The organism is Roseinatronobacter sp. S2 (genome assembly GCF_029581395.1).
Classification (GTDB): Bacteria; Pseudomonadota; Alphaproteobacteria; order Rhodobacterales; family Rhodobacteraceae; genus Roseinatronobacter.
On sequence record NZ_CP121115.1, the window covers coordinates 294476 to 319490 of the forward strand.

At 58.6% G+C, this 25015-nt stretch carries 20 protein-coding genes and 1 pseudogene; 10 read left to right on the forward strand and 11 right to left on the reverse strand.

Going from position 1 to position 25015, the window contains the following annotated elements; all coding sequences use genetic code 11:
* Nucleotides 1-48: 48 nt before the first annotated feature.
* From P8S53_RS18180 to P8S53_RS18195, 4 genes and pseudogenes are all read right to left on the reverse strand, one after another.
* Complete coding sequence (locus P8S53_RS18180) at nt 49-2016, reverse strand: 3-hydroxyacyl-CoA dehydrogenase NAD-binding domain-containing protein (RefSeq protein ID WP_277807248.1); 1968 nt, start codon at nt 2014-2016, stop codon at nt 49-51.
* A pseudogene (gene pcaF, locus P8S53_RS18185) lies at nt 2016-3222 on the reverse strand (3-oxoadipyl-CoA thiolase). The gene P8S53_RS18180 and the pseudogene pcaF overlap by 1 nt, the downstream one beginning before the upstream one ends.
* Before the next feature lie 27 nt (nt 3223-3249).
* Entirely contained in the window at nt 3250-4482 is a 1233-nt protein-coding gene (locus P8S53_RS18190; protein ID WP_277807249.1) for an acyl-CoA dehydrogenase family protein, read from the reverse strand.
* Nucleotides 4380-4775, reverse strand: coding sequence for a TetR/AcrR family transcriptional regulator (locus P8S53_RS18195; protein WP_277807250.1), 396 nt, complete (start codon nt 4773-4775; stop codon nt 4380-4382). The genes P8S53_RS18190 and P8S53_RS18195 overlap by 103 nt, the downstream gene beginning before the upstream one ends.
* Before the next feature lie 431 nt (nt 4776-5206).
* On the opposite strand from P8S53_RS18195, the gene P8S53_RS18200 reads away from it, so the two are divergent.
* The gene (locus tag P8S53_RS18200; RefSeq protein ID WP_277807251.1) at nt 5207-6232 is read left to right on the forward strand and encodes a TRAP transporter substrate-binding protein; all 1026 of its coding nucleotides are present in this window, start codon (nt 5207-5209) and stop codon (nt 6230-6232) included.
* Nucleotides 6233-6410: 178 nt separating this feature from the next.
* Here the strand turns inward: P8S53_RS18200 and P8S53_RS18205 are convergent, their stop codons facing one another.
* Nucleotides 6411-6815, reverse strand: a complete 405-nt coding sequence (locus P8S53_RS18205; RefSeq protein ID WP_373418551.1) for an Lrp/AsnC family transcriptional regulator — start codon at nt 6813-6815, stop codon at nt 6411-6413.
* A gap of 192 nt (nt 6816-7007) precedes the next feature.
* On the opposite strand from P8S53_RS18205, the gene mdeB reads away from it, so the two are divergent.
* The 4 genes from mdeB to P8S53_RS18225 all read left to right on the forward strand — a co-directional run bounded on the left by mdeB (nt 7008) and on the right by P8S53_RS18225 (nt 13367).
* Entirely contained in the window at nt 7008-9677 is a 2670-nt protein-coding gene (gene mdeB, locus P8S53_RS18210) for an alpha-ketoglutarate dehydrogenase (protein WP_277807252.1), read from the forward strand.
* Between the two features lie 11 nt (nt 9678-9688).
* On the forward strand, nt 9689-10936 hold the full coding sequence (locus tag P8S53_RS18215) for a 2-oxo acid dehydrogenase subunit E2 (protein ID WP_277807253.1): 1248 nt from the start codon (nt 9689-9691) through the stop codon (nt 10934-10936).
* 11 nt (nt 10937-10947) lie between these two features.
* The gene (gene lpdA, locus P8S53_RS18220) at nt 10948-12345 is read left to right on the forward strand and encodes a dihydrolipoyl dehydrogenase (protein WP_277807254.1); all 1398 of its coding nucleotides are present in this window, start codon (nt 10948-10950) and stop codon (nt 12343-12345) included.
* 149 nt (nt 12346-12494) lie between these two features.
* Complete coding sequence (locus tag P8S53_RS18225; protein WP_373418534.1) at nt 12495-13367, forward strand: 3-keto-5-aminohexanoate cleavage protein; 873 nt, start codon at nt 12495-12497, stop codon at nt 13365-13367.
* A 57-nt stretch (nt 13368-13424) separates the two neighbouring features.
* Here P8S53_RS18225 and P8S53_RS18230 read toward each other — a convergent pair whose 3' ends face one another.
* From P8S53_RS18230 to P8S53_RS18240, 3 genes are all read right to left on the reverse strand, one after another.
* The gene (locus tag P8S53_RS18230; protein ID WP_277806738.1) at nt 13425-14723 is read right to left on the reverse strand and encodes a TRAP transporter large permease; all 1299 of its coding nucleotides are present in this window, start codon (nt 14721-14723) and stop codon (nt 13425-13427) included.
* The gene (locus tag P8S53_RS18235) at nt 14723-15256 is read right to left on the reverse strand and encodes a TRAP transporter small permease (RefSeq protein WP_277806739.1); all 534 of its coding nucleotides are present in this window, start codon (nt 15254-15256) and stop codon (nt 14723-14725) included. The genes P8S53_RS18230 and P8S53_RS18235 overlap by 1 nt, the downstream gene beginning before the upstream one ends.
* A gap of 147 nt (nt 15257-15403) precedes the next feature.
* Complete coding sequence (locus P8S53_RS18240) at nt 15404-16168, reverse strand: helix-turn-helix domain-containing protein (RefSeq protein ID WP_373418535.1); 765 nt, start codon at nt 16166-16168, stop codon at nt 15404-15406.
* Between the two features lie 406 nt (nt 16169-16574).
* Here P8S53_RS18240 and P8S53_RS18245 point away from each other — a divergent pair, with 406 nt between their 5' ends.
* Genes P8S53_RS18245 through P8S53_RS18265 form a run of 5 tightly spaced genes read left to right on the forward strand, consistent with a single transcriptional unit; the run spans nt 16575 to nt 21844 of the window.
* Nucleotides 16575-17555 (forward strand): VOC family protein, encoded by a 981-nt coding sequence (locus tag P8S53_RS18245; protein ID WP_277806741.1) that lies wholly within the window; start codon nt 16575-16577, stop codon nt 17553-17555.
* 48 nt (nt 17556-17603) lie between these two features.
* Nucleotides 17604-18449, forward strand: coding sequence for a fumarylacetoacetate hydrolase family protein (locus tag P8S53_RS18250; protein WP_277806742.1), 846 nt, complete (start codon nt 17604-17606; stop codon nt 18447-18449).
* 29 nt (nt 18450-18478) lie between these two features.
* On the forward strand, nt 18479-20224 hold the full coding sequence (locus P8S53_RS18255; protein ID WP_277806743.1) for an FAD-dependent monooxygenase: 1746 nt from the start codon (nt 18479-18481) through the stop codon (nt 20222-20224).
* The gene (locus P8S53_RS18260; protein WP_277806744.1) at nt 20211-21206 is read left to right on the forward strand and encodes an NAD(P)H-quinone oxidoreductase; all 996 of its coding nucleotides are present in this window, start codon (nt 20211-20213) and stop codon (nt 21204-21206) included. Before P8S53_RS18255 ends, P8S53_RS18260 begins: the two co-directional genes overlap by 14 nt.
* Before the next feature lie 14 nt (nt 21207-21220).
* A complete protein-coding gene (locus P8S53_RS18265) occupies nt 21221-21844 on the forward strand; it encodes a glutathione S-transferase family protein (RefSeq protein WP_277806745.1) in 624 nt (207 codons plus the stop codon).
* Nucleotides 21845-21913: 69 nt separating this feature from the next.
* On the opposite strand, the gene P8S53_RS18270 is transcribed toward P8S53_RS18265, so the two are convergent.
* The 3 genes from P8S53_RS18270 to P8S53_RS18280 form a co-directional block, all read right to left on the reverse strand.
* Nucleotides 21914-22672, reverse strand: a complete 759-nt coding sequence (locus P8S53_RS18270; RefSeq protein WP_277806746.1) for a HugZ family protein — start codon at nt 22670-22672, stop codon at nt 21914-21916.
* Nucleotides 22673-22784: 112 nt separating this feature from the next.
* Complete coding sequence (locus P8S53_RS18275) at nt 22785-24278, reverse strand: TonB-dependent receptor domain-containing protein (protein WP_277806747.1); 1494 nt, start codon at nt 24276-24278, stop codon at nt 22785-22787.
* A complete protein-coding gene (locus P8S53_RS18280; RefSeq protein WP_277806748.1) occupies nt 24250-24957 on the reverse strand; it encodes a TonB-dependent receptor plug domain-containing protein in 708 nt (235 codons plus the stop codon). Before P8S53_RS18280 ends, P8S53_RS18275 begins: the two co-directional genes overlap by 29 nt.
* Between the last annotated feature and the right edge of the window lie 58 nt (nt 24958-25015).

The window sequence follows — 25015 nt, forward strand, 5'->3', positions numbered from 1 at the left end:
CGGCAACCGTTAGTCCGGGTCTTCTCCGCATTGGTCAACTGTCATCACTTACAACAACGCCGGATCCGGACGCCCCTGATCGTCCCAGAACATCGGTCCGCCAAGATCGCGCGGGAACCCGTAGCCGTGGACCCAGATCACGTCGATATCCGAACTTCGCGTGGCAATCCCTTCGGCAAGGATTTTCCGGCCCTCGGCAATCATCGGGCTGTGTGTCCTTTCGATAATCTCTGCGTCCGAAAGTTCCCGGCGCGCGATGTTGTGCGCCGCCGCAATCCCCGCGATGATTTCCCCGACTTCGGGGGCGGGCTGTGGCACCCGGTCACCGCCGCGATAAGTATACCAGCCCATGCCCGCCTTCTGCCCGAAACGCCCCAGTTCACAAAGCCTGTCGGGCAAGCTGTCGGTTACTCCCAAGGACTTTCGGCGGCGCCAGCCTATATCCAGCCCCGCCATATCGTGCATCTGACACGGACCCATCGGCCAGCCAAACCTACGAAAGGCCGCGTCAACCTGCGCGGGATCGGCACCTTCGAGCAGCAAAGCAGAGAGGTGCGAATTGCGCGCCGCAAGCATGCGGTTGCCTACGAAACCGTGACAAACACCCACCACCACCGGCTGCTTATCAAGCCTGCGCGTGACCGCCAGTGCGGTGGCCAGAACCTCGGGCGCGGTGTTGTCACCGCGCACGATTTCCACAAGCTTCATCACATGCGCGGGCGAGAAGAAATGCAGGCCCAATATATCCTGTGGCCGCGATGTCGCACGCGCAATGGTGTTGATGTCCAGATAGGATGTGTTGGTCGCCAATATCGCGCCGGGCGGGGCGATACGGTCGAGTTCGGCGAAGATCGCGCATTTCACCGCTATGTCCTCGAACGCTGCCTCGATGATCAGATCGGCTTGCGCGAGAGGGACAAGACCGGTCGCGCCGGTAATGCGGCTGCGCCGGATTTCGGCCTGATCCGGCGCAAGCGACCCGCGCGTGACCGATTTTGTGTAGGTTCCGGCGATACGTTCCATGGCTTGGGCAAGCGCGCTGTCGTCGGCTTCACACACGGTCACGTCAAAACCCGCATTGGCAAAGGCCATGGCGATACCACGACCCATGGTGCCCGCCCCGATGACACCTATCCGCTGCGCCTGTCGTATCTCAGCGCGCACGACATCGCCTGACGGCTTTGCGGCCGCGCGCTCGGCCAGGAAAAGATGACGCAGCGCCGCCGATCTGGGGCTGGCAACAGCAGCGTCGAAAAGCTGGCGCTCTTGGGTCATGGCGGCGTCAAACGGCTGTGCGACCGCTGCCCGAACAGCCGCCCCCACAAGGGCGGGCGCCGATGAACGGGCTTTGCGGCATAAATCAGCTTCAGTTCGGTCAAGCGCGGCAGGGTTGCTGTCGGGCATGCCCCCACGGCGGGCGCTGACAGGTGGCGGCAACGGGCCGCAAGTGATCCGTGCGCGCAAAAAGTGCAGCGCCGCATCGACGGGATTACCTTCGCAGATTTCATCAATCAGTCCCAGATCCCGTGCCTGAACCGCCGCCATCATCTCTCCACTTCCGGCGAGTTCGAGTGCGGCCAGCGCCCCGGCAAGATAAGTGGCGCGCACGGTTCCGCCCGCCCCGGGCAGGATGCCAAGCCGCACCTCGGGCAGGCCGATCCTTGCATCCCGGGTCGCCACCCTGAAGGTGCAGCCAAGTGCCAGTTCAAAACCGCCACCCAATGCGGTGCCATGAAGGGCCGCAACACTGGGCTTGCCCAACCCCTCAAGGGTGTCGATCACATCACGCAGCATGGGCGGCAATACCTGACCCAACTCGGTTATATCCGCACCCGCAACGAAGGTCCGACCGGCACAGGCGATCACCAGCCCAAGCACGCCATCATCTTCGCCGACAGTCTTGATGCGCGCGCAAACAAGTGCGCGCAAATCCTGCGAAAGCGCATTAACTGGCGGGCGGTCAATGGTAAGGACAGCAATCTGTCCGCACTTCTCCAAGGTGACCTGCATCGTCATCAAAGTGCCTCCATGGCAATGGCGATCCCTTGTCCCACGCCGATACACATGGTGGCGAGCGCGCGCGCTCCGCCGCGCTCCATCATCTCCAGCGCGGCAGTGCCCGTGATCCGCACGCCCGACATTCCCAACGGATGGCCAATTGCAATGGCCCCGCCATTGGGGTTTAGATGGGCCGCATCGTCCGCCAATCCCAATTCCCGCAGGGCGGCGATGCTTTGTGCCGCGAATGCCTCGTTCAACTCAATCACATCAAAATCCTGCGGGGCAAGGCCCAGACGCACACAAAGCATCTGGGTCGCCGGGACAGGGCCAATCCCCATTATCCGAGGCGCCACACCCGCGACAGCAGCGCCAAGGTAGCGCGCACGCGGTGTCAGATTGTGACGCGCAACCGCCACATCAGAGGCGATGATCATCGCCGCCGCCCCGTCGTTCACACCCGAGGAGTTGCCGGCTGTTACAGTGCCGTTCCGGACAAAAGGCGCGCGCAGATCCGCGAGCGCCTCAGGGGTGGTATCGGGGCGAATGTGCTCGTCATGATCCACACGTATTGGCGCGCCTTTGCGTTGGGGAACGGCAACTGGTGAAATTTCGCGCCCCAACCTGCCCGATTTGCGTGCCGCATCCGCGCGCCGGTGACTGCGGCACGCAAAGGCGTCTTGCTCTTCTCGTGTGATCCCGAACTCGGCGGCCACATTCTCGGCGGTCACCGGCATCGGCTCGTAGCCATAGCGGGCGGCGAATAAGGGGTTTTCGAACCGCGAACCGATGGTGGTGTCATAAACGGTGGAATCACGGGCAAAAGCTGTTTCGGCCTTGGGCATGACGAAGGGCGCGCGCGACATGCTTTCCACCCCGCCTGCGATGATCATATCGGCCTCGCCTGCGGCGATTGCTTGGGCGGCAGTTGCAATGGGCACTCATGCCCGACCCGCAAAGCCGGTTGACCGTCGCACCCGGCACGGTTTCTGGTAGCCCCGCAAGCAACAATGCCATCCGCGCGATGTTGCGGTTATCCTCTCCCGCCTGATTGACACAACCAAAGATCACGTCATCCACCATCGCCCAATCCGTGCCGCGATTGCGTTCCATCAGCGCGCTCAGCACACCGGCGGCAAGATCATCAGGCCGGACCGCGGAAAGTGCGCCACCATAGCGGCCAACAGGGGTGCGAATGTAATCACAAAGGAAAACCTGCCTCATGAAATGTCCTTTTCATGCTTGATCCGCCTAGCTCAGGGCAAGGCTGCGTTCGGCGGCAAGTAGTCGCGACAAACACGCCCGGCTGTCACCGCAAGTGACACGCAGAGCTGTAAGTCTGGCGAAAACACGCCCGGTCAGGCTCTCTTCGGTCATCCCGATGCCACCGTGTAGCTGGACAGCGCTTTCGCCAACCAGCTTTGCCGCCTGATTCATCTTGAACTTGACCGCGTCCAGCGCCTGATCACGGACCAGTTCTGGCGCCAGAATCATGCCAAGACCGTAATCAAGCATAGCGCGCGCCGTCTCGATCTCGACATACATATCTGCGGCGGCATGCTGAAGCACCTGAACCGCGGCAAGTGACTGGCCAAACTGGTGGCGGGTGCGCAGGTGGTCGACGGTCAGGTCTAGCAGTGCTTCCATCGCGCCCAGCATGTTGGCGGCGGTGCCAATCCGGCCCCGCGCCTGCGCCGCAGAGATCAGCTTGATTGCGTCTTCGCCTTTGCAAATCAATGCACAGAAAGGCAGCATCACACCGTCAAGCGTCAGTTCCGCCCCGGCCTCTGGTGTTGGGGGCAGGTATGGTGTGCGGTGCAGGCCAGCCGTGTGCATATTGAGCATGAAAATCGCCGGAACGCCGTTTGTCACTGCCGCAATCAAAACAGTATCAGCCGTAGCCCCCGCCGCAACCACCCGTCGCGAGCCTGCCAGCCGGAAGCCGTCGTCCACTGGTGAAGCCACGACCTGCGCCGCGCCATCGAAGGCCAGCGTCACCAACAGGCTGCCATTCAACACACCCCGAAGGCGCGGCGCAACGGCAGGTTGGGCGACAAGTTCTGCAAGCAACGGTGCGGCCATCACCTCGGCCGCGACATAGGGAACCGGCAGCCCTGTCCGGCCAATCAGGCGCGAAAACAACAGCACCTCCCGCAGCCCAAGCCCAGCCCCTCCGGCGCTTTCGGGCAATGCCAAGCCAAGCATCCCCAGTTCAGCGAGTTGTGGCCAGAACACCTTGGCGTAGCGCTCCGCGATCTCTCGGGCCGCCAGATCACCGTTTGGGCGATACCAGCGCACCATCCAGTTCAGCATCCCAAGAACACCACGAGAAAGGATAGGAACCGCTTCTTGGATAATGACACCATCCTTTTGCGCGGCGGTCAGAAGGCTTTCGAGGAAGGAAATATAAGTATCCCGCGCTTCCAGTTGGGCGGCTGTGTATTCCCTGTTGTTCTGGCCGCCAAACCCGAAAAAACTTGCCATATAGCGCGCCCGGTTTCCTCGAAAAACGCCGCATGTGCGCACATGAACGCCACCAGCCGCCCTTCGTGATCATGCGCCTGAGCAACGGCTTTCTGTACCGTCGCCAGCATGTCTGAAAGGGTTTCGAGCGCGATGGTTTCGTATAACGCCAACTTGTTTCTAAAGTAGTGATACACGCCTGCCTTGGTGATACCCACCGCGTCTGCAACTTCCTGGATCGATGTGGATGCATAGCCGTTTTCGGCAATAAGACCGGCCGTCGCCGCGCAGATCTTGCTACGCGGATCCGTCATGCTGGGGGGGCCGACCAAGAGTTCTGGGGGGATTTGCTTTCGTCATTTATCTCTCTCTGGATGACCGCCTTGGCGCAAATTTCTGAAGCTTTCCGGTTTGCCCGAACCTGTAGCCGGTTTCCAGCGACCATACCGAACACGGCACGCAGTGCACAGAAGTTCCGTTTGGCAGGCGCGATGTTTCCGTCCAATCAAGCAAGGCGGTGCACAAGCCGCATATCAAGGTTTGGGTGGGAAAGTCGCCGATTTTGCACACAATGTTATCGGCAGGCGGACAACTACAAAATCCGGGTTGTGGCATCAGGGTGCGCTAATACGCTTACATCCAGGCCCGATAGGCAAGATGACCGCGCGCAGTCCCTACAGGATGACACGCCGGTTCATTTTCGCGCAGCCGGGCAAGGCAATGAAACGGGAGGAGAGCCAATACCATGAAACACATAGTCGGAAGAACCATATTGAACCTGGCTGCGGCACTTGTGCTGACAGCGGGGGCAACGAACGGCGCCGCAGCGCAACAAGAGCTTCGCTTCACCACCAGCGTACCTGCAAATTCTTTTATCTACGCTGATATCCTTGAAGTCTGGGCACAGCGCGTAACCGAGGATTCGGAAGGCACAATCAGCATCCGCCTGTTCCCTGCCGGAACGCTGGGGCGCGACGCGGCAGCGCATCTGGATATGGTCAGAAATGGGAGCGTGGACCTTGCTTATTTCATTCCCGGCTACACCCCCGGCGCAATGAGAGAAGCAACAATCGTTGAATTGCCCAACATGGTGCCCAACGCGACAATCGGCTCGGTTGCGGCCACGCAAATGGTTGAGGAAGAACTCTGGACCGGGCAGGGCATGGAGGATATCAAGATTCTTGGCATGTTCTCGACTGCACCGGGGCTGCTGACAACACGCGAACAGGTCGCCTCGCTCGATGATGTTGCCAACCTGAACCTGCGGGGTGCGGGCCCAACGCTGCTGGCATCAATAGAGGCACTCGGTGCAACGCCGGTGGGTGGCCTGACCGCACCGCAGATTGCCGAAGCCTTGTCACGCGGATTGGTGGGTGGCACGATTAACGAATGGGTTGCGCTTACAATCTTTGGCATCGCAGAAGCGGCGCATTATCATCTTGATGTCAATATGGGCGCATCGCCGATCATGGTCGGCATCAACCGTCAAACCTATGACAGATTGCCAGCGCAGGCACAGGCCGCAATTGACCGCCATTCCGGCGAAGCCTTTGCAAGACTGTGGGGCGAGGAATTCGACGCCCGGATCGCAGCCTTCCGCGGTGCCGCCGAAGAGGATGCAAACCGCACCTTCACGACATTATCGGACGAAGAAGCGGCGCGCTGGAATGGGCGGCTTCAGTCTGTCATCGATCACTGGATTGAAACAACACCGAACGGGCAGGACCTTCACGACCGTTTTCAGGCCGCCGTCACCGCCGCCGCCGGTTAACCGGCATCGCGGCTGGCCGTTCACGCGGCCAGCCGGTTTCGCAACATGGCTGCCCTGCCAATACCGTTCCAGATGATAGTGCCGCCACAGCCGCCGCATCGTTTCTCCACCGCTTGAACGCGCACAAACCGCTGATAAAGCAGCATCTGCAATGCAAGACTGACCGCGCTGCTGGTTTTCAGTCTGCCGAAAGCTCGGTTTTGTACTTCACCTGCTTCAGCGCGAAGCTGGATTTGATATTGGCCACGCCGTCAATGGTCGACAGTTTCTGCACGATGAACCGTTCAACATCGGCATTGGTGCGCACCAGAATCCGTATCAGGTAATCACTGTCGCCGGTCATCAGATAGCATTCCATAACCTCTGGCAGGGCATGCATTCTGGCCTGAAAGGTCTCCAGCGCGCGTTCCACCTGCCGTTCAAGGGTCACCTGAATAAACACACTCACAGACAGCCCCACAGCTTCGGGGTTAACCAACGCCACATAGCGGTCGATCACCCCGTCGTTTTCCAGCGCACGCACCCGCGTCAGGCACGGCGAAGGCGACAGGCCCACCCTTTCCGCAAGCTCGACATTGCTCAACCGGCCCGCATTCTGCAAAACACTCAGAATTCTCTGATCAATCGCATCCAGTTTTCATTGCGGCATTTTATGCCCCTTATAAGTTAATTTGCCACATAATGCGCCGTTTTGGGGAAAAATCCACTGATGTTCGACAGAACATTTTGCGCCGATGCCTGTAAACTTTCGCAAAGCAAAGAAGCGAGGAGTCCCATGAACAACGCGTCACCACATCACGACACAGACCCGCAAGAAACCCGTGAATGGCTGGACGCATTCCGTGCAGTATCAGATGTCGGCGGCGGGGCGCGGGCCGGCTTTTTGCTTGGCAAACTGGAAGAGGCCGCCCGCCGAGAAAGCCTGTATTCCAGCGGCCAGCCCTATTCATCCTATCGCAACACCATACCACTGGCCAAACAGGGGGCCTTTCCCGGCGATTTGGAGATTGAGGAGCGGCTGACAGCGATTATGCGCTGGAATGCTTTGGCGATGGTCGTGCGCGCAAACAAAGCCTATGGCGAGTTGGGCGGGCACATCGCATCCTACGCCTCGGCAGCGGAGATATTCGAAACAGGTTTCAACCATTTTTTCCGCGCCGAAACCCCCGATTTCGGCGGAGATCTGGTCTATTTCCAGCCTCATTCAGCCCCCGGCGTCTATGCCCGTGCATTCCTGGAGGGCAGGTTGAGTGAAACCCAGCTTGCCAACTACCGGCAGGAAACCCACGGAAATGGCCTGTGTTCCTATCCGCATCCCTGGTTAATGCCGGATTTCTGGCAGTTTCCGACCGGTTCTATGGGGATTGGACCTATAAATGCCGTGTATCAGGCCCGCTTCATGCGCTACCTTCATGGGCGCAGCATAGTCCCAACCAATGATCGGCATGTCTGGGGCGTCTTCGGCGATGGCGAGATGGATGAGCCGGAATCTATCGCGGGTCTGACACTGGCAGCGCGCGAAAAGCTGGACAACCTTACCTTCATCATCAATTGCAACTTGCAGCGCCTCGATGGGCCGGTGCGGGGCAATGGCCAGATCATTCAGGAACTTGAAAGCCTGTTTCTTGGTGCCGGATGGAACGTGATCAAGGTGCTTTGGGGTTCGGAATGGGACAGCATTTTTGACCGCGACACTGAAATGGCGCTGCTAAGCCGCTTCGCACAAACAGTGGATGGCGAATATCAGGATCTTGGCTCGAAGGCGGGGGATTACAACCGCGAACGGTTCTTCAATCGTGATCCCGCCACCCGTGCGCTGGTCGAGCATATGACCGATGCCGAGATTCACGCCCTCAGGCGGGGCGGACACGATATACGCAAACTCTATGCCGCGTTTGCCGCAGCGAAAGCGCATAAGGGCCGCCCCACGGTGATACTGGCCAAGACGAAAAAGGGCTTTGGCATGGGAAATGCCGGGGAAAGCCGGATGACGGCGCATCAATCCAAGAAACTGGATATGGACGCGCTGATCGCGTTCCGCGACCGGTTCGCCCTGCCCCTGAGCGAAAGCGATCTGGCCGAGCTGCGCTTTTACAAGCCTGCGCCCGACAGCGCCGAGATGGCCTATCTGAACGCAAGGCGCGCGGCATTGGGTGGCAGCATACCAAAACGCCGGCAATCCACCGACGCCGCCCGGCAGCTGGCCATCCCGAAACCCGAAACCTATGCCAGCTTTGCGCGCACCGCAGATGGCAAGGAGATGTCGACAACAATGGCATTGGTGCGCATGTTGGGTGCACTGCTTAAAGATAAGACCTTTGGTCCCCATATCGTGCCCATCGTCGCCGACGAGGCACGGACCTTCGGCATGGATAACCTGTTCCGCCAGATCGGTATCTACGCACCCGAGGGCCAGCTGTATCAGCCCGAAGACGCCGGTTCGATGATGTTCTACAAGGAAGCACAGGACGGCCAACTGCTTGAAGAAGGTATCACCGAGGCTGGGGCGCTGTCATCCTGGGCCGCGGCTGGAACCGCCTATTCGGTTCATGACGTGCCGATGATCCCGTTCTACATCTACTATTCGATGTTCGGCTTTCAACGGGTGGGCGACCTGATCTGGGCCGCGGCCGACCAGCGCGCGCGCGGCTTTTTGATTGGTGCAACGGCAGGCCGGACGACCTTGTCCGGCGAAGGGCTGCAACATCAGGACGGCACCTCGCATCTGTCGGCCAGCACAATTCCGAACTGTCGCGCCTATGATCCGGCTTTCGCGGGCGAACTTGCTGCTATTCTTGATCATGGAATGCGCCGCATGCTCGAAAAACAGCAAGATGAATTCTATTACATCACCGTGATGAACGAGACCTATGCCCAGCCCAGCCTTAAACCGGGGGCCGAGGCAGACGTCATCAAAGGCCTTTATCTTTTCGACGGGCGCGGCAATGCAGACGCGGCGGCGCGTGTCCGGCTGGTGGGTTCAGGTGCCATCTTGAACGAAGTCATCGCGGCGGCTGATATCCTGAACACGGACTATGGCATCGCGTCGGACATCTTCAGCGCAACCAGCTGGAGCGAACTGGAACGTGACGCCCGCGCCATTGAACGCGAAAACCGCTTCACCAGCGAAACCCGCATCAGCCATGTGGCGGAACTGCTGTCAGGCGATATACCGGTGGTGGCCGCCAGCGATTATGTCCGCGCCGTGCCGGGCCTGATTGCGCCCTATTTGGCCGCGCCAATGACGATCTTGGGCACAGACGGGTTTGGCCGTTCGTCCAACCGCACCGATCTGCGTGATTTCTTCGAGGTGGATCGCAAGAATATCGCCTTCGCCGCTGTGACCGCCATGGTGCAGGCGGGTCACGCCCCTGCCGAAATGCGCGAACAGGCGTTGCAGACATTAAATGTGAACAAAGCCGCCCCACCCCCCTGGACACTGTGAGAGAGATCACAATGACACAGACAATCGAACTTCGCGTCCCCGATATCGGTGATTTTCACGATGTCCCGATCATCGAAATTCCCGTCGCCGTCGGCGACGTGATTGCGGCTGACGACACCGTAATTGTGCTCGAAAGCGACAAGGCCACGCTGGATGTTCCCGCCGAAACCGGTGGGCGCATTGCCGAAATCAGGGTCAAGCCGGGCGACAATGTCAGCAAGGGCACAGTCATCGCAATGATCGAAGCCACGGCCGCGCAACCGGACGATGTCCCCGCTGCGACAATATCCGCCCCGGTGTCTGCGCCTGCTGCCAAGGCCGATAATACGCCGCCAGTCCCGCCCGTTGCAAGTAATGGCGGGCCCTTTGCGCATGCCTCGCCCTCGGTACGCAAACTGGCCCGCGAGATGGGTGTCACAATTGGCGATGTCGCCCCCACCGGCCCACATGGCCGGATCACCCCGGACGATCTGAAAGCCCATGTGAAAGCGCGCCTTGCACGGACCGGCCCCGTCGGCACCGGCATTTCCCAAAACCTGCCGCCATGGCCCAAGGTGGATTTCAGGGCCTTCGGCCCGATCGAGCGCAAGCCACTTGGCCGCCTTCGCAAAATTTCGGGGCCGGGGCTGGCACGCAATGCCATGGTCATCCCGCATGTGACCAATTTCGACGAAGCCGATGTCACCGAGACCGAGAAGTTCCGCAAGGCCGCCAATGCAGAAGCCCCGGATGTGGCACACCTGACCATGCTGGCTTTCGCCATCAAGGCCAGCGTATCGGCGCTGATGGCATATCCTGAATTCAATTCCTCCCTCGATGGGGATGAGATTGTGATGAAGAAATACTATCATATCGGCGTGGCGGCCGACACACCTGACGGGCTGGTGGTGCCGGTGATCCGCGATGCAGACCGCAAATCGTTGCGCGAAATCGCAATGGAAATGTCCGAACTGGCCGCGCAGGCGCGCGTCGGACGCCTGCCCGCGCAGGCAATGCAGGGTTCGACCTTCACAGTATCATCCCTTGGCGGGATCGGCGGAACCAATTTCACGCCGATCATCAATGCCCCCGATGTCGCCATACTCGGGATGACCCGCGCAGGCATTCAACCGAAATGGGATGGTGCAAGTTTTCAGCCACGACTGATCCAGCCGCTTAGCCTTAGCTGGGACCACCGCGTTGTCGACGGGGTGGCGGCAGCAAGATTCCTTGTCCATCTGCGCGATGTCCTGTCGGATTTCCGCCGCATCAGCCTTTGAAAGGATTGGTGATGACACACAATGAACCAGCACAGCTGGTGGTTCTGGGCGGCGGTCCGGGCGGATACTCGGCCGCTTTCCGCGCCGCCGATCTTGGACTGGATGTGACACTGATTGACGCGCGCGCCACGCTGGGCGGTGTCTGCCTGAATGTGGGCTGCATCCCGTCCAAAGCGTTGTTGCATGTCGCAAAGGTCATGGACGAGGCCCACCACCTGCGCACCGCGGGCGTCACCTTTGGTGCGCCACTGGTTGACCTTCAGGATCTGCGCAATTTCCGGGATCAGACGATTGCCCGCCTGACAAAGGGCCTCGGGGGACTGGCACGCCGCCGCAAGGTGCGGGTTTTGACCGGCACCGGCACCTTTACCAGTCCGCACCAGATTTCGGTTGCCGGTCAGGATGGCATCACAACACTGCACTTTGAACGCGCGATCATCGCCAGCGGATCTGCCCCGACGAAGCTGCCGTTCCTTCCAGATGATCCGCGCATCATCGACAGCACCGGTGCGCTGGCGATGGATATGGTGCCGGAGAACCTGCTGATCATCGGCGGCGGCATCATCGGGCTGGAAATGGCGCAGGTTTATCACGCGCTTGGCAGCCGGATCACGATTGTAGAGACGATGGACCGGATCATCCCCGCCGCTGATCCTGATGTCACCGCACCACTGATGAAGCGCATTCTGGCGCGTTACGCTGCGGTGCGTCCGGGCGCGCAAGTCACCGCCGTTGCTGCGACCGATGCGGGCATCAAGGTCACCATCAAGGACACATGCGCTGCACAAACGCTGACTTTCGACCGGGTTCTGGTTGCGGCCGGGCGACAACCGAACACGCAGGGCATCGGCGTTGGCGCAGCCGGGATTGCCCCCGACGAAAGGGGCTTCATTCCCGTGGATGAGCAATTGCGCACATCCCAGCCACATATTTTTGCAGTGGGCGATGTGGTGGGGGACCCGATGCTGGCACACAAGGCTGCGCATCAGGGCAAAATCGCCGCCGAAGTGATTGCTGGCGCGACATCTGCCTTCAAGCCATGTGCCATCCCCGCTATCGCGTATACAGACCCGGAGGTTGCATGGGCAGGCCTGACTGAAACCAAGGCAAAGGCACGCGGCATCCCCTATGAGACAGGCATCTTCCCTTGGGCAGCATCGGGACGGGCATTGTCCATGGGGCGCGACGACGGTTTGACCAAGCTTATATTTGATCCGCGAACAAAGCGTGTTCTTGGCGGGGCGGTCACTGGTCCCAATGCCGGAGAGTTGCTGGCCGAGATTGTACTGGCGATTGAGATGGGCGCCGTTGCCGACGATATTGCGCTTTCGGTGCATCCGCATCCGACATTGTCGGAAACCGTCGCTTTCGCCGCCGAAGCCTGGCTTGGCACCCTGACCGACGGTTAGCCCGCAGCCCTATGCAACCTGCGTCCATCCTGCGGACGCGAATGTCTGGTTTCTTGTCAGGCACCGGTTCTTGTGTGACGTCCAGACCACCGCCTGCGGCGCAAACGCTGAACGCAGCGCTGCATAATTTGTTCTGAAAAGGGGACGACATGATGAACAAACGTCTTTTGACCTGTGCAGTTCTAGGGAATTTCACGACACGCAAACTCAATCCTGCGCTGCCAATCACCCCGGCAGAAATTGCGGATGACTGCCTTGCCGCGGCTACTGAGGGGGCGGCGATTGTTCATATCCATGTCCGCGATCCGAAAACCGAACTGCCCTCGATGGAAACCGAACTTTATGCCGAAGTTGTCGCGCGTATCCGCGATGTCCGGCAGGATCTGATCATCAACCTGACCACCGGCAATGGCGGGCGCTATCATCCCAGCGATGACGACCCTGCCAAACCGGGGCCGCGCACCAATCTGCTGCCCGCCGAAACCCGCGTGCGCCATATCCAGGCCATAAGGCCCGATATCGCAACGCTGGATCTGAACACGATGGTGTTTGGCGCCGAGGTGGTCATAAATGCACCGGAATCCATCAGGCGTATGGCAAGAATGATTCTGGAAGCGGGTGTTCGGCCGGAAATAGAGTTATTTGATTCAGGCGATATCGCGGTGCTGGGGGCGCTTCAGAAAGAAGGCACCCTGCCCGGTGCGCCACTTTGTTCGGTGGTCATGGGGGTGCCCTACGGCTTTCAACCTAGCCCCGAGACCGTGCTTTATGCCCGCAGCCTGCTGCCAGAGGCGGCCCAATGGACAGCATTTGGCACGGGAAAATCTGCCTTTCCCATGGTTGCGCAATCGGTTCTGGCCGGGGGGCACGCCCGCATCGGGCTGGAAGACGCTGTCAAACTTGACGCCAATACGCTGGCCCCATCTAACGCTGCGATGGTGACCAAGGCGCGCCGGATTATGGAGGATCTTGGCCATCCACCCGCAACACCGGTCGAGGCGCGTGCTCTGCTGGGGCTTTGAACCCGGGCCACACCCATAAACCCCATGATGGCGGCGATTGCCTGACCAGATGCGACCCTAAAGAACGCTCGGCAACCAAAGCGTGACCTGCGGGAACAGCACCAGAATCAGAATCCTCGCGCAATCTGCCAGGACGAAGGCAAAGACCCCCTGATAAATCGCGTAAAGCGAGATGTCCGACCGCATGGCATTCAGCAACATCACATTGATCCCGATTGGCGGGGTCAGCATTCCAACACCAATAACTGCAACGTTCAGAATGCCCCACCAGATCGGATCATAGCCCAACGCCAGAACGATCGGCAGAACAAACGGCAGCGTAATCACGACCGCTGCAACCTCATCAAAAAAGGCGCCAAGGACGATATACATCACAATCAGCAGAAAGATCACACCAAGCGGTGGCAGCCCAAGCGCATCAAGCCCGCCGATAATCCTTTCGCTGGCCCCGCTCAGGCTGATGAAATACGAAAAGATCATCGCACCGAAAACCATGACATAAATCATCACTGTCGCAACACTTGCATCCGACAGCACCTGAACGAATGTTCCGCGGTTCAGCTTGCCGCGTCCCAATGCAAACAGAAAGGCAAAAACCACACCGATGGCGGCGGCTTCGTTCACCGTGAAGATACCTGAATAGATCCCGCCAAGCACAATAACCGCAAGCAAGATCGCGCCCCATGACTGCCCTATTGCCTTGATCCGCTCTGACACCGGAAGCTTCTGTGTTCCGGGCATCGATGCGGGGCTGCGGCGCGCGACAACCCAGATCGCGCAAAGATACAGGACAACAGACAGCAGCGCCGGGAACAGCGCCGCCGTGAACATCTTGAGGACAGACCCTTCGGTCAGGACAGCATAAAGTATCATGATGCTGGACGGCGGCACAATGATACCCAATGTCCCGCCCGCCGCAACTGCGCCAGCCGCGTTGCCGCCGGAATATCCACGCGACAGCATTTCGGGCAGGGCCACCCTGCCAAAAGTTGCCGTCGTTGCCACAGCAGACCCGCAAACCGCCCCAAAGCCCGCGCTGGCAACAATGGTCGTTGCTGCAAGGCCCCCGGGGCGATGACCAACCAGCGCTTCGGCCGTGGAAAATATGTCGCGCGCCAGACCCCCGGCAGCAGCAAGGCTTCCCATCAACATAAACAGCGGAATCACAGCCAGATCCAGATTGGCCATGGTTGATGCGGGTTCAGTGGCCAGCAACATCAGCGCAGCGTTCCAGCCCGTCATTGACGCAAACCCGGCGATTCCGACCACGGCCATGGCAACCCCGATGGGCACATGCAGCGCTATAAGTATAAACATGGCCGCAAACCCGATCAGGGCAATTGTCGACGGGTCCATTATTCGGCCCCTTTGTCTGTTTGTTTTGCTACAGTATTGCCTTTCGCCGGCGCGTTACCGCGTTTCCCGTTGCGAAAAACGGCGTTCAGACCGACCATGTCGTTAATGACATTCAGCGCCTGAACAAAGGCGGCGAAAATCAGGAAGATTGTCGCCGCACTCCACCAGGGCCAGACCTGCCATGCCAGCACCCAGGTAACACGCCCGCTTTGGTGCATCCTTAGTGAATAAGGGATGAACTGCCACGCCATCAGCGCGATGAAGACAAACACGACAATTCCGGCAAAGAGCGTCAGAAACTGGTGCGTACGCGGCCCCACAAGGGCACCCAGAACCTCGACCGATATGTTGCTGCGTTGTGCCAAATTGGCGGGGATGCAACTTGCGATCACCACCGCCATCACGACAGAGCTGACATCGTTCACGCCGTGGATGGGTGCCGAAAACGCAAACCGCATCAGCGCATCCAAACTTACCATAAGCGCCAGCAGAAGCAGCCCTGCAAACCCGATCAGCGCAAGCCATTGCGTCATGCGCCGCGTCACTCGATCCAGTGCTTCCAAAGAGCATCCCCTCCCTGATTGATGCTTTTGTGAAGGCCAGTCTTAAGTTCGTTGCGGCGCAGAAATTACAGAAACATGCAATATGTCCGCTGAATGGACGCGGCAATTGACCGTGCCTTAGCCAATGGGGCGCAATCGCGCGATCTCGCCCTTGTTCAAGGCCCCGACAAGGTCATGCGAAATCCTTGCAGCCGTCTCCAGCAGATCCTCGCGATACAGCTCAACCGCGCGCGCAAATTTTATTGAGTTCGTCGACCAGATCAGCGTTACGCATGCGAAAACCCGGTCTTCATACCAGATGGGAGCTGAGATGCTGCCGGTTTCCGGTGTGAAATCGGCCATCCGAAAACCCACACCCATTTCGCGTACCCGCTTCAGGATGATGTCAAGACTGCCATCGACCATAATGAATGGCGGTCGCTGACCCGTGACCTCGCTTAGCAATGCCAGAAGCGACTCCCGTTCATCATCCGGCATGAATGCCAGAATGGCCCGCCCCGCAGACGTTTCGAGTACCGGCATCTGTTTTCCGACCATGCCATGATTAACCGAATAAGGGCTTATCTGGTGTGTCGATTCACGCACCTCGACATGGTAGTTCCGGAACGTAACAAGGTCTATCGGCCAAAGCACCCGGCGACCCAGATCGATCATGTGCGGGACAGCGATATCACAAACCCAATCCTCATCCCGAAACCCCGAGCTAAGCGATTTCACATGCAGCGTCGGGCGCCATTTGTTTGAAAAATGGTCGCGCGTGACCAGTCCCATCTCGGCCAAAGTTTCCAGCAGCCTGTAGACTGAAGGACGCGGGATGCCTGTCTTTTCAGAAATTTCCGAAGGTTTCGCACCGTTAAAGCGGTTCACTGTTTGCAGGATCAAGATACCCCGCTGAAGCGATCTGATGGTCGATAGCGATGAAATGGTGTGCCTCCCTCCTTGGTGGATCAAAGCCGGTACAGGCCCCCGCACTATGAATCCTTTGCACAAGAACACAAAGCGATTTTGACATGTAAGATGTTATTTTTACGAAAAAAACCACCGATTCAGCCTCTATTATCTTGATATTAAACGCTTTCATATAAAATTTCGCAGCGCCTGCCCCGGTCGCCCACACCGCGAATGTCCGCTTAATGGACAACACACAAATTGCGCCTGCACCTGAACCGCGAACTCTCTACATACCGGAAAAGCACCCGAAACCTCTGGCGATGTGCGCTGCACGGCAGTGCTGCGCCAATGACATCAGGCCCGGCACAGGGTGCCGGGAAACGAAAGGAAGAGGCGCATGTCGATCACGTCACTTGGCTATATTGGAGTTAATTCAAAAAAGCGGTCTGACTGGGAAGGTTTTGCAACCGGGCTTCTGGGCATGCAGAAAGTCGACAGCGGCGGCGCGATGAGCCTGTTTCGCATGGATGACCGCAAGCAGCGCCTGATTGTCACCGGCGAAGGTGAAGAAAATCTGGCCTTCATGGGCTGGGAAGTCGACACCCCCGCAGACCTTGATGCGCTGGCGTCCCGGCTGGAAAATGCGGGTGTTGCCGTCACCCAGCAGGGCGCGGCGTTGGCAGACCAACGCCATGTTGCGCGCCTTATTTCCTTCCACGATCCTGACAATAACCGCATCGAAGTATTCTGCGGCCCTGAGATTGCCAAAGACCCGTTTCTGTCAGGCCGTCCGATATCGGGATTCAAGACCGGCTCGCTTGGTATGGGTCATGTGGTCTTGCACGTTGAAAATATCGAAGGGCTTTTGTCTTTCTACCGCGACCTTCTGGGCTTTAACGTCACCGATTACGGTCTGACGCCGTATCCGCTGTATTTCTTCCATGTCAACGGGCGCCACCACAGCTTTGCAATGGTTGGATCAGGGCGCAAGGGTGTGCATCATTTCATGGTAGAGCTGCTGTCACTGGACGATGTGGGACAAGGTTACGACATTGCGCAACAGCGTTCAGAGGGGGTGGCCTATTCACTGGGCCGTCACTCGAACGATCACATGCTAAGCTTTTATTCCAACACGCCATCAAATTTCTTTGTCGAATACGGCTGGGGCGCACAGATCGTCGATCCTGCCACATGGAAACCTTTTGAAACCACGCAGGGGCCATCGACCTGGGGCCACGAGCGGTTGCACCTTCCCGAAGACAACCCAATCCGGGCCGAAATGCGCGAAATGCGGCATCAAACCGCGCGCGACGGGTTCCGCGCGCCCGATCCACAGCCAAACTGCGCATGGCTGGGCCGCGTTGTGAATGCCGGATAGGGCCAAACCCCAAGACATCATCAACCTCCAACTTCAGGAAACAGGCTTTTGCGAATTACATCTCATGTGTTGCCGGACGGCACGTTTTCGTATGGCCGCGTCAACGGCACCCAGATCATTGATGCGGGCGCTGCGCTGCGCGCCAGATACCCGGATCTGAAGGCCCTTCTCGCGGCCGGTGCGACATCTGAACTTGACCACGCGGACGGCGCGTCGATTGACATAGCGAAGGCGACCTTTCTGCCAACGGTTCCAAACCCGGACAAGATCATCTGCATCGGCCTGAACTATGTGGGACATATCAACGAGACCGGGCGCGACCGGCCTGCCCATCCGTCGATCTTCACCAGATATCCTCAGTCCTTCGTAGGTCATGGCCAGCCAATCGTGCGGCCCAAGGTCTCTGACAAACTTGACTACGAGGGCGAGTTTGCGGTTGTTATCGGCAAGGCCGGGCGCGCTATACCGGCGGGTTCTGCCTTGCACCATGTTGCAGGCTATACCTGCCTGAATGACGGGTCCATCCGGGACTTTCAACGCCATACTACCCAGTTCTGGGCCGGAAAGAATTTTGATCGCAGCGGGTCTATCGGGCCTTGGCTGGTGACAGCAAATGAGTTGGGCGACCCGACCCTGCCGCATATGGAAACACGCCTGAACGGCAACATCATGCAGACCACCTCGGTGGGTGATCTGGCCTTCGGGATTGCCGAACTTATCGCCTATGTCTCAACCGTCTGCGCACTCTGTCCGGGGGATATCATCGCAACCGGCACCCCCAGCGGTGTGGGTCTGTTCCGCGACCCGCCCGTCTTTATGAAGCAAGGCGACAGGGTAGAGGTCGAAATTTCAGGCATCGGCATTCTGGCAAACGACATCATCGACGAAACCTAATTGCATTCCCTTAACCCAAAGGAGTCCACATGCCCAAGGCAATCACGGATGTGGCGATTATCGGCGGTGGCCCCGTCGGGCTGACCGCCGCCAGCCTTCTTGGCCATCTTGGCATCGACTGCACGCTGTTCGAACGCAACAAGACCACGTCTTTCCACCCGCGTGGTCATGTGATCAACACGCGATCGATGGAAATTTTGCGCATAATCGGCCTTGAGGAAGATATCAACAACGCCTCTTTGCCAATCGAGCGCCACGCGGGCATCGGCTTTTTCACCAGCCTTGCCGGTGACAAAATCGGTGTGATCGAAACGCGCAGTAACCCCGAATGGCGCCGCATAGAGCAAAGCCAAAGCCCTTCGCTGAAGCGTTCATGCCCGCAGGACCGTTTTGAACCGATCTTGCGGGAACATGCGGGACAATACGACACCGTATCGCTACATTTCGACTGCAATATCAATAAATTGTCGAAAGATGACGACGGCGTTGGACTGGAATGGCAGGCAGGGAACGGTGCCACCGGCACGACACGCGCAAAATATGTCATCGCCGCAGACGGGCCGCGAAGTGACACTCGGGATGCGGTCGGCATCACGATGCAGGGCAAATCCATCGGGCAACAAATCGGCATTTATTTTCACGCCGATCTGTGGGACCTGGTCAAGGACCGTCCCTATCTGCTTTACTGGATATTCAACGCCAAAACATCGGGGGTTCTGATCTCGCTCGACGGGCGGCATCGCTGGACTTACAATTTCGGCTATAGCGAGGATGAAAGCCGTGAGGATTTCACCGAGGCGCGCTGTCTGGATCTGCTGCGCGCAGTAATAGGCACATCGGGTATTGATATCGACATAAAAAATATCATGCCATGGCGTATGCAGGCGCGTATCGCCGACCAGATGTCGGCAGGCCGGGTCTTTATTGCGGGTGATGCCGCGCATCCGCTGCCGCCGACCGGCGGTCAGGGCATGAATACCGGCATTACCGATGTGCAGAACCTTGTCTGGAAACTGAACTTCGTTTTGCAGGGCAAGGCGCCGGAGAACCTGCTGTCGACTTACACCACCGAACGGCGGCCCGTCGCCAGTTTCAATGTCGAGCAAAGCGCGCGCAATGCTCAGGCAATGGCGCGCAAGGGCTTGTCAGGGATGCTTGCCAATGACAGTGATCTTCTTGCCAATCTCGAAGGGCCAAAAGGCGCGGCAAACCGTGCCAAACTGGCCGAGGGTATCCCGGAGCAACGCGCACATTTCGACTATCCGGGCCAGACGTTCGGTTTTTTCTACGAATCCGAACTAATCACCCCGGACGGAACACCCGCCCCGCAGATGGAGGTTGTCACCTATTCGCCCAATGCGCGGCCCGGCCATCGTGCACCGCATCTGCCCGTGCGCCACAAAGGCCGTGATATGTCGGTTATCGACCTTTTCGCGCTTGACGCATTCACGCTTCTGACCGGCCCTGACGGTTCAATCTGGCGCGCCGCAGCGCAGCAACTGGACGATGACACCTTGCCTGCGTTGAATGTGTATTGCGTGGGTGACGGACAAGAGGTTGATGCAAACACCGAAAGCTGGTGCGCGCTTTATGGATCGTCCCCCCGTGGCGCTGTGCTGGTGCGACCCGATGGCCATGTTGCGTGGCGCGCCACAGATGATGCGTCTGGCGATGGCGGTGAACTGCTTGCGGCCCTCTGGCGTGCAACCGGCCAGACAGGTCCGGCCCCCACGCAGGCCCTTGGCAAGAAGGTCGAAACCGATGCGCGTTCCTGACACACAGACGGCCATCATTATCACGAAAGCCGGTGGGCCGGGCGTTCTTGTGCCTTCCCGCACGCCGGTCCCCAAACCGGAAGACGGGCAGGTTCTGATCCGCGTTTCGGCCGCTGGCGTCAACCGCCACGATGTGCATCAACGTGCCGCCGGCAGGCAGAGCGACGGGCTGGCCATCCCCGGACTGGAGGTCTGCGGCACAGTGGCGGCCTTGGGCAATGCGGTTCCCGATATCACTGTGGGGGCGCGTGTGATGGCCCTTGTCCAAGGTGGCGGCTATGGCCAGTATGTGTTGGCCAATGCAGCGCTTGTCATGCCCGCACCCACATCGCTTTCCGACATTGAAGCTGCGGCAATCCCAGAGGCTGCTTTTACCACATGGTGGAATTTCTTTGGGCTTATGGCACTTCAGAAGGACCAGTTTGCCCTGATTCACGGCGGGACCAGTGGCGTCGGGCATATTGCACTTCAGGCGTTGTCGGCGCTTGGTTACAAGATCCTCGCCACCAGTGGCACCGAAGAAAAATGCGCCGCCGCCCGTGGTTTCGGGGCGGATGCCGCTTTTCTTTATTCCGCCCCCGACCTTGCGGCGCAGGTTATGGCGGCAACCGGCGGGCGCGGCATCTCTGCACTGGTTGATGTTTCAGCCGGTGCACATCTGGCACAGGATCTGGACATGATGGCCCCCGACGGCACCATTGCCCATCTCTCGGGCGGGGGCGGGGCTGCGATCAATGTGCCGCTAAGTAAAATCATGGCGCGGCGGATACGGATCACCGGTTCGCTTCTTCGCCCACTGCCACTGGAACGGAAGGCCCGCATCGCCGATATGATCCGCAAGGAAGTCTGGCCACAACTGGGGACACAAATTCGCCCCGCCATCGCCCACAGCTTTGATTTCCGGGACGCTGCGAAGGCCCATTCCGAGATGGAAAAGAACACTCATATCGGAAAAATCATGCTGACAATCAGCCATGACTGACCATCACGGAGTCCATGATGAAACTTTATTACGCGCCCGGAGCCTGTTCGCTGGGAATTCACTTTCTGCTCGAAGAGGTTGGCGCCAAGTATGACGCGATCGCCATCGACATCAAGCAAGGCCAGCAGTTCACGCCTGACTACGCCCGCCTAAATCCGAAATCCAAGGTGCCGCTGTTGCAGCGTGACGATGGCAGCACCCTGACCGAATTCGGGGCTATTGCGCGTTGGTTGGCCAGCACGACCGGTGCACAAACGCTGCAAAGCACCAGCCTTGAGGAAGACATCCGCATAACCGAAACGCTGGACTACGTCGTGGCAACCCTTCACATGCAGGGCTTTTCGCGCATTCTGCGGCCCCAGAAATTCACCCCGAACGAGGCGGATCTGGACTGGGTCCGGCAAGTTGGCATTGAAATTGTAACCAAAGGGTTTGCCCGCCTGTCCGCACAACTGGGCCAGTCGCCCTTTATCATGGGCCAGCGCCTGAGTATTGCCGATGCTGCGCTTTTCTATACATTGTTCTGGGCCACCAAGCGGGTAAATCTGGACCTTCCGCAGAACCTGCGGGACTATTACCAGCGGCTCAGCGCACGGCCATCGGCACGCAAGGTTCTTCAATCAGAGGGTCTTGAATAATCTTCGGTCCGCCAATCACGCACAACGATGACTGCCCCTTTCTTGACTGGCCGCAATATTATCGAGGGCTTACGCCCTTATCCCATCAAGGTAGCGAAGCAGCCCCTCTGGTGTGGTTATGCGCTGGTTGAACGCGATGCGGATATTCTGATCTTCCGAGGCGAAATCCATGCCTTCGGGGTCAATAGTTGCAAGGCGCCAACGCCGCCGGACCCCGCCTGCCTTGGCCAGAAAAGGCGCCAGCCTGTCAGGATTCTGTTCCAGAAATGAAATCAGATCTTCTTCATGACGCGTCAGCATTTCAGCGCCCCGCAATGAAACACGAATACTGTCGAGGTGCAGATCATCGCTGTATTGGGCCGGCCCGCCATTCAGAAAAAGATCGCTTACCGTCATGCGGACAAGCAATGTGTCATTCAGTTCAAGGTATCTGGTTGCCCTGAAGAACTTCCGGCGGTAGCGCGCCAGCGATAGTTCCCGCTCGTGATCACGCAGGCAGCTTGCGCACCCCACCAGTGTCAGACGACTGCCGCGCAGGACATCGCTGCCGTTGAATTCTGCCAGCGTCATAGAAATGCGGTTGTCCGCAAGGATGTTCTTCCCATGGTGACTCAAGCCGGACATATAGAAAACCGGGCTTCCGTCCGGCTCTATCGACAGGTTTGTCACCGTGCTGTAGGGAAACCCGTTGATCCGGTCAATCGTTGCCAAAGCCACATTTCGCGAATGGCGCAGCAATCGACACGCCACGGCGCGCGCATTGAAAGGTTCCCCTTCTTGCGGGTCCATGGGGATTTCCCGGTCTGGAATAAAGGGATAGCTTTTCATCTTCTGTCTTCTGTTCATTGTGCAGCACCATTTCCGCAAACACGGGGACAGAACGGGCGGTTTTGCCCGCTCCATCCCTCGCGTGGGGGCCTCTGCTATTTCTCGACAAACCTTAGAAGCGCATACTCAGCCCGCCAGTGAATGTTCGCCCCCGACCGGTCATCGCCTGATACCCTTCAGAACTGCCACCGGGGTAGCCATAGACCTTGTCGAAAAGGTTTTCGACAGTGAAGAAGGCCTGCGCCACGTCGCTTATGTCATACGAGCCGTACAACCCGACAAGTGTATACGGATCACTTCTGGACCAGTAACTGCCAGCGGGAAACTGCGACCAGTCATAGGCCGCCTGTGCCGACTCACCTACATATCTGACCTGCGCGCCCAGCGTCAGCCGCTCATCCAGCGGGCGGACGCCGATATCCAATGTGGCAGTGCGTTTGGGCAATGCAGACCCTTCACCATTCCCGGCCCCTGCACCATCGCCAAGGGGCTGGTCATCGGTCTTGCTTAGCGCGACGCCAAAGTTTGCGTAGAACGCGCCGCTATCATATCCGCCCTCAACCTCCACCCCTTTCATGGTTGTGGTTCCGTCGCGGTTTATCCACATCGCGCGCGGAAAACCGACCCCCGGGATATCAACAAAATCGTTGACGATGAAGTCTCTGATCCGGTTGCGGAAGACGCTCACCCGAAGTGTCGCTTCGTCACCGGGCTGCCAAAGGTTCCTGCCGTGATAATCCACACCGAATTCCAGATTTCTGGAAAATTCCGGCTTCAGGTTCAGGTTATTGGTCATCCCGCTTCCGACCCCGTCGCCAAACGGGACCAGTGCAAAAAACGCCTCATGTGTGGTGGGCGGGCGCAATGTATGGGAATAGCTTGCGTGCACAGTCAGTTCAGGGGACACCTGATAGGATGCCCCGACCTTGGGCAACAAACGCCCCCCATCGCGATGCGCCCATTCATCGCCACAGGCAGCGCCACCTGCGGGACAGTCTGCGACGCCTGCGGCAAAAGGCGGACGGTAGCCGTTGATGCGCCAATAATCATAGCGCAGCCCACCGCGCAGACTGAACCTGTCGAAATCAATCTCTGCTTCGCCAAATGCACTTGCTTTGTCCAGTTTGCCCGGATGGTTCCCGCCCCGCATGGCATGGGTCTGAAAATCATCACGATCCCAACTCAGCCCGTATTCCAGCCGGACCGTGGACCCGGAAGCAAGCGGCACCTGCGCCCTGTTGGTGATCGACACACCATAGCTTTCCTCCTGTGTGCGCCGCCCCGCATAGCTGCCAGTGGCATCCGGATAGTTCAGATTGGTATCATTGTAATATGCGGCGACCGTCAGGTCGATTAATGGACTGTCAGGGGTGAAGTGATAATCTGCGGTCCATGTCCGGTTGCGGACATCCCATTCATAACTCGAATTCTGAAACGTGTTGTCATAGGTCCGAAGGCCGAATTTCAGCGCGTGGCGGTTATTTGGCACGATATCAATCTTGGCAAGTCCGCCGCGCGGCGAGTTCGTCGATGCGCGCCCGTTCGGCCCGTCGGGAAGTTCACTTCCCTCGCCGGTTTTATAATTCCCCTGGTTGCGTGTGGGCATAGGCCAGCAGGAAATCAATGCGCCCATCCCCGCCCCACAGCCCGTCAAACCGCCGCCCCAAGGCCAGCATCCCGGACAGGTCATGCCCGTTTGTACCACTTTTCAACCGCGCCAATCCACCCTGACGCGCGCCATCCCTAAGAACATCATCAATGGAAAGGGTGCGGAAATCCGCAGCACCGGTCAATGTACCGCTGCCCTTTGCACCGGATACGGCCCCGCGCGTGACATCCACGCCCGCAAGCAGTTCCGGCTGGACATACAGCATGTTCCCGCCCGAGGCTTCGTGCCCCGCGATATTGCGAAAATTCTGTGGCACCCCGTCAATCATGGAATTGACGCGCCCATACCCGGACATGCCCCTGATGTTCACCTCTATCCCCGGCTGGTTGGGGCTTTGGCGCGTCAGGACGTTTGGAATGCTGCCAAGCGCATTCTGGACATCGCCCTGATGCCGCAGTTGAAGATCCGAACTGTCTACAGTTCTGTCGATCCCTTGCACCGCAAATGGCGAAACAATGCGGCCCAGAAATGTAGATGGTGCCGCTTCGGTGGTTTCCTGCGATGTTGATGCATCCTCGACCTGCGCTGCGGCAGGTAATGAATGAAACCCTAACAGGGCTGAAGTACCCATATAGATGAAGATTGCGCTACCAGAAGCGCGAAGTCCAGTTGTCATGTCCGACCCCTTTGTCTGTTCAGAAAAAGAAGCCTTCCTTGATCGCTATGGCTGGTGA

Coding starts and splice junctions, on each gene's coding strand:
- P8S53_RS18195 (WP_277807250.1), bottom strand. CDS start 4,775: ATGACGGATCCGCGTAGCAAGATCTGCGCGGCGACGGCCGGTCTTATT.
- mdeB (WP_277807252.1), top strand. CDS start 7,008: ATGAACAACGCGTCACCACATCACGACACAGACCCGCAAGAAACCCGT.
- P8S53_RS18265 (WP_277806745.1), top strand. CDS start 21,221: ATGATGAAACTTTATTACGCGCCCGGAGCCTGTTCGCTGGGAATTCAC.
- P8S53_RS18275 (WP_277806747.1), bottom strand. CDS start 24,278: ATGCCCACACGCAACCAGGGGAATTATAAAACCGGCGAGGGAAGTGAA.
- P8S53_RS18270 (WP_277806746.1), bottom strand. CDS start 22,672: ATGAAAAGCTATCCCTTTATTCCAGACCGGGAAATCCCCATGGACCCG.
- P8S53_RS18260 (WP_277806744.1), top strand. CDS start 20,211: ATGCGCGTTCCTGACACACAGACGGCCATCATTATCACGAAAGCCGGT.
- P8S53_RS18280 (WP_277806748.1), bottom strand. CDS start 24,957: ATGACAACTGGACTTCGCGCTTCTGGTAGCGCAATCTTCATCTATATG.
- P8S53_RS18225 (WP_373418534.1), top strand. CDS start 12,495: ATGATGAACAAACGTCTTTTGACCTGTGCAGTTCTAGGGAATTTCACG.
- lpdA (WP_277807254.1), top strand. CDS start 10,948: ATGACACACAATGAACCAGCACAGCTGGTGGTTCTGGGCGGCGGTCCG.
- P8S53_RS18245 (WP_277806741.1), top strand. CDS start 16,575: ATGTCGATCACGTCACTTGGCTATATTGGAGTTAATTCAAAAAAGCGG.
- P8S53_RS18255 (WP_277806743.1), top strand. CDS start 18,479: ATGCCCAAGGCAATCACGGATGTGGCGATTATCGGCGGTGGCCCCGTC.
- P8S53_RS18215 (WP_277807253.1), top strand. CDS start 9,689: ATGACACAGACAATCGAACTTCGCGTCCCCGATATCGGTGATTTTCAC.
- P8S53_RS18230 (WP_277806738.1), bottom strand. CDS start 14,723: ATGGACCCGTCGACAATTGCCCTGATCGGGTTTGCGGCCATGTTTATA.
- P8S53_RS18200 (WP_277807251.1), top strand. CDS start 5,207: ATGAAACACATAGTCGGAAGAACCATATTGAACCTGGCTGCGGCACTT.
- P8S53_RS18190 (WP_277807249.1), bottom strand. CDS start 4,482: ATGGCAAGTTTTTTCGGGTTTGGCGGCCAGAACAACAGGGAATACACA.
- P8S53_RS18180 (WP_277807248.1), bottom strand. CDS start 2,016: ATGACGATGCAGGTCACCTTGGAGAAGTGCGGACAGATTGCTGTCCTT.
- P8S53_RS18235 (WP_277806739.1), bottom strand. CDS start 15,256: ATGACGCAATGGCTTGCGCTGATCGGGTTTGCAGGGCTGCTTCTGCTG.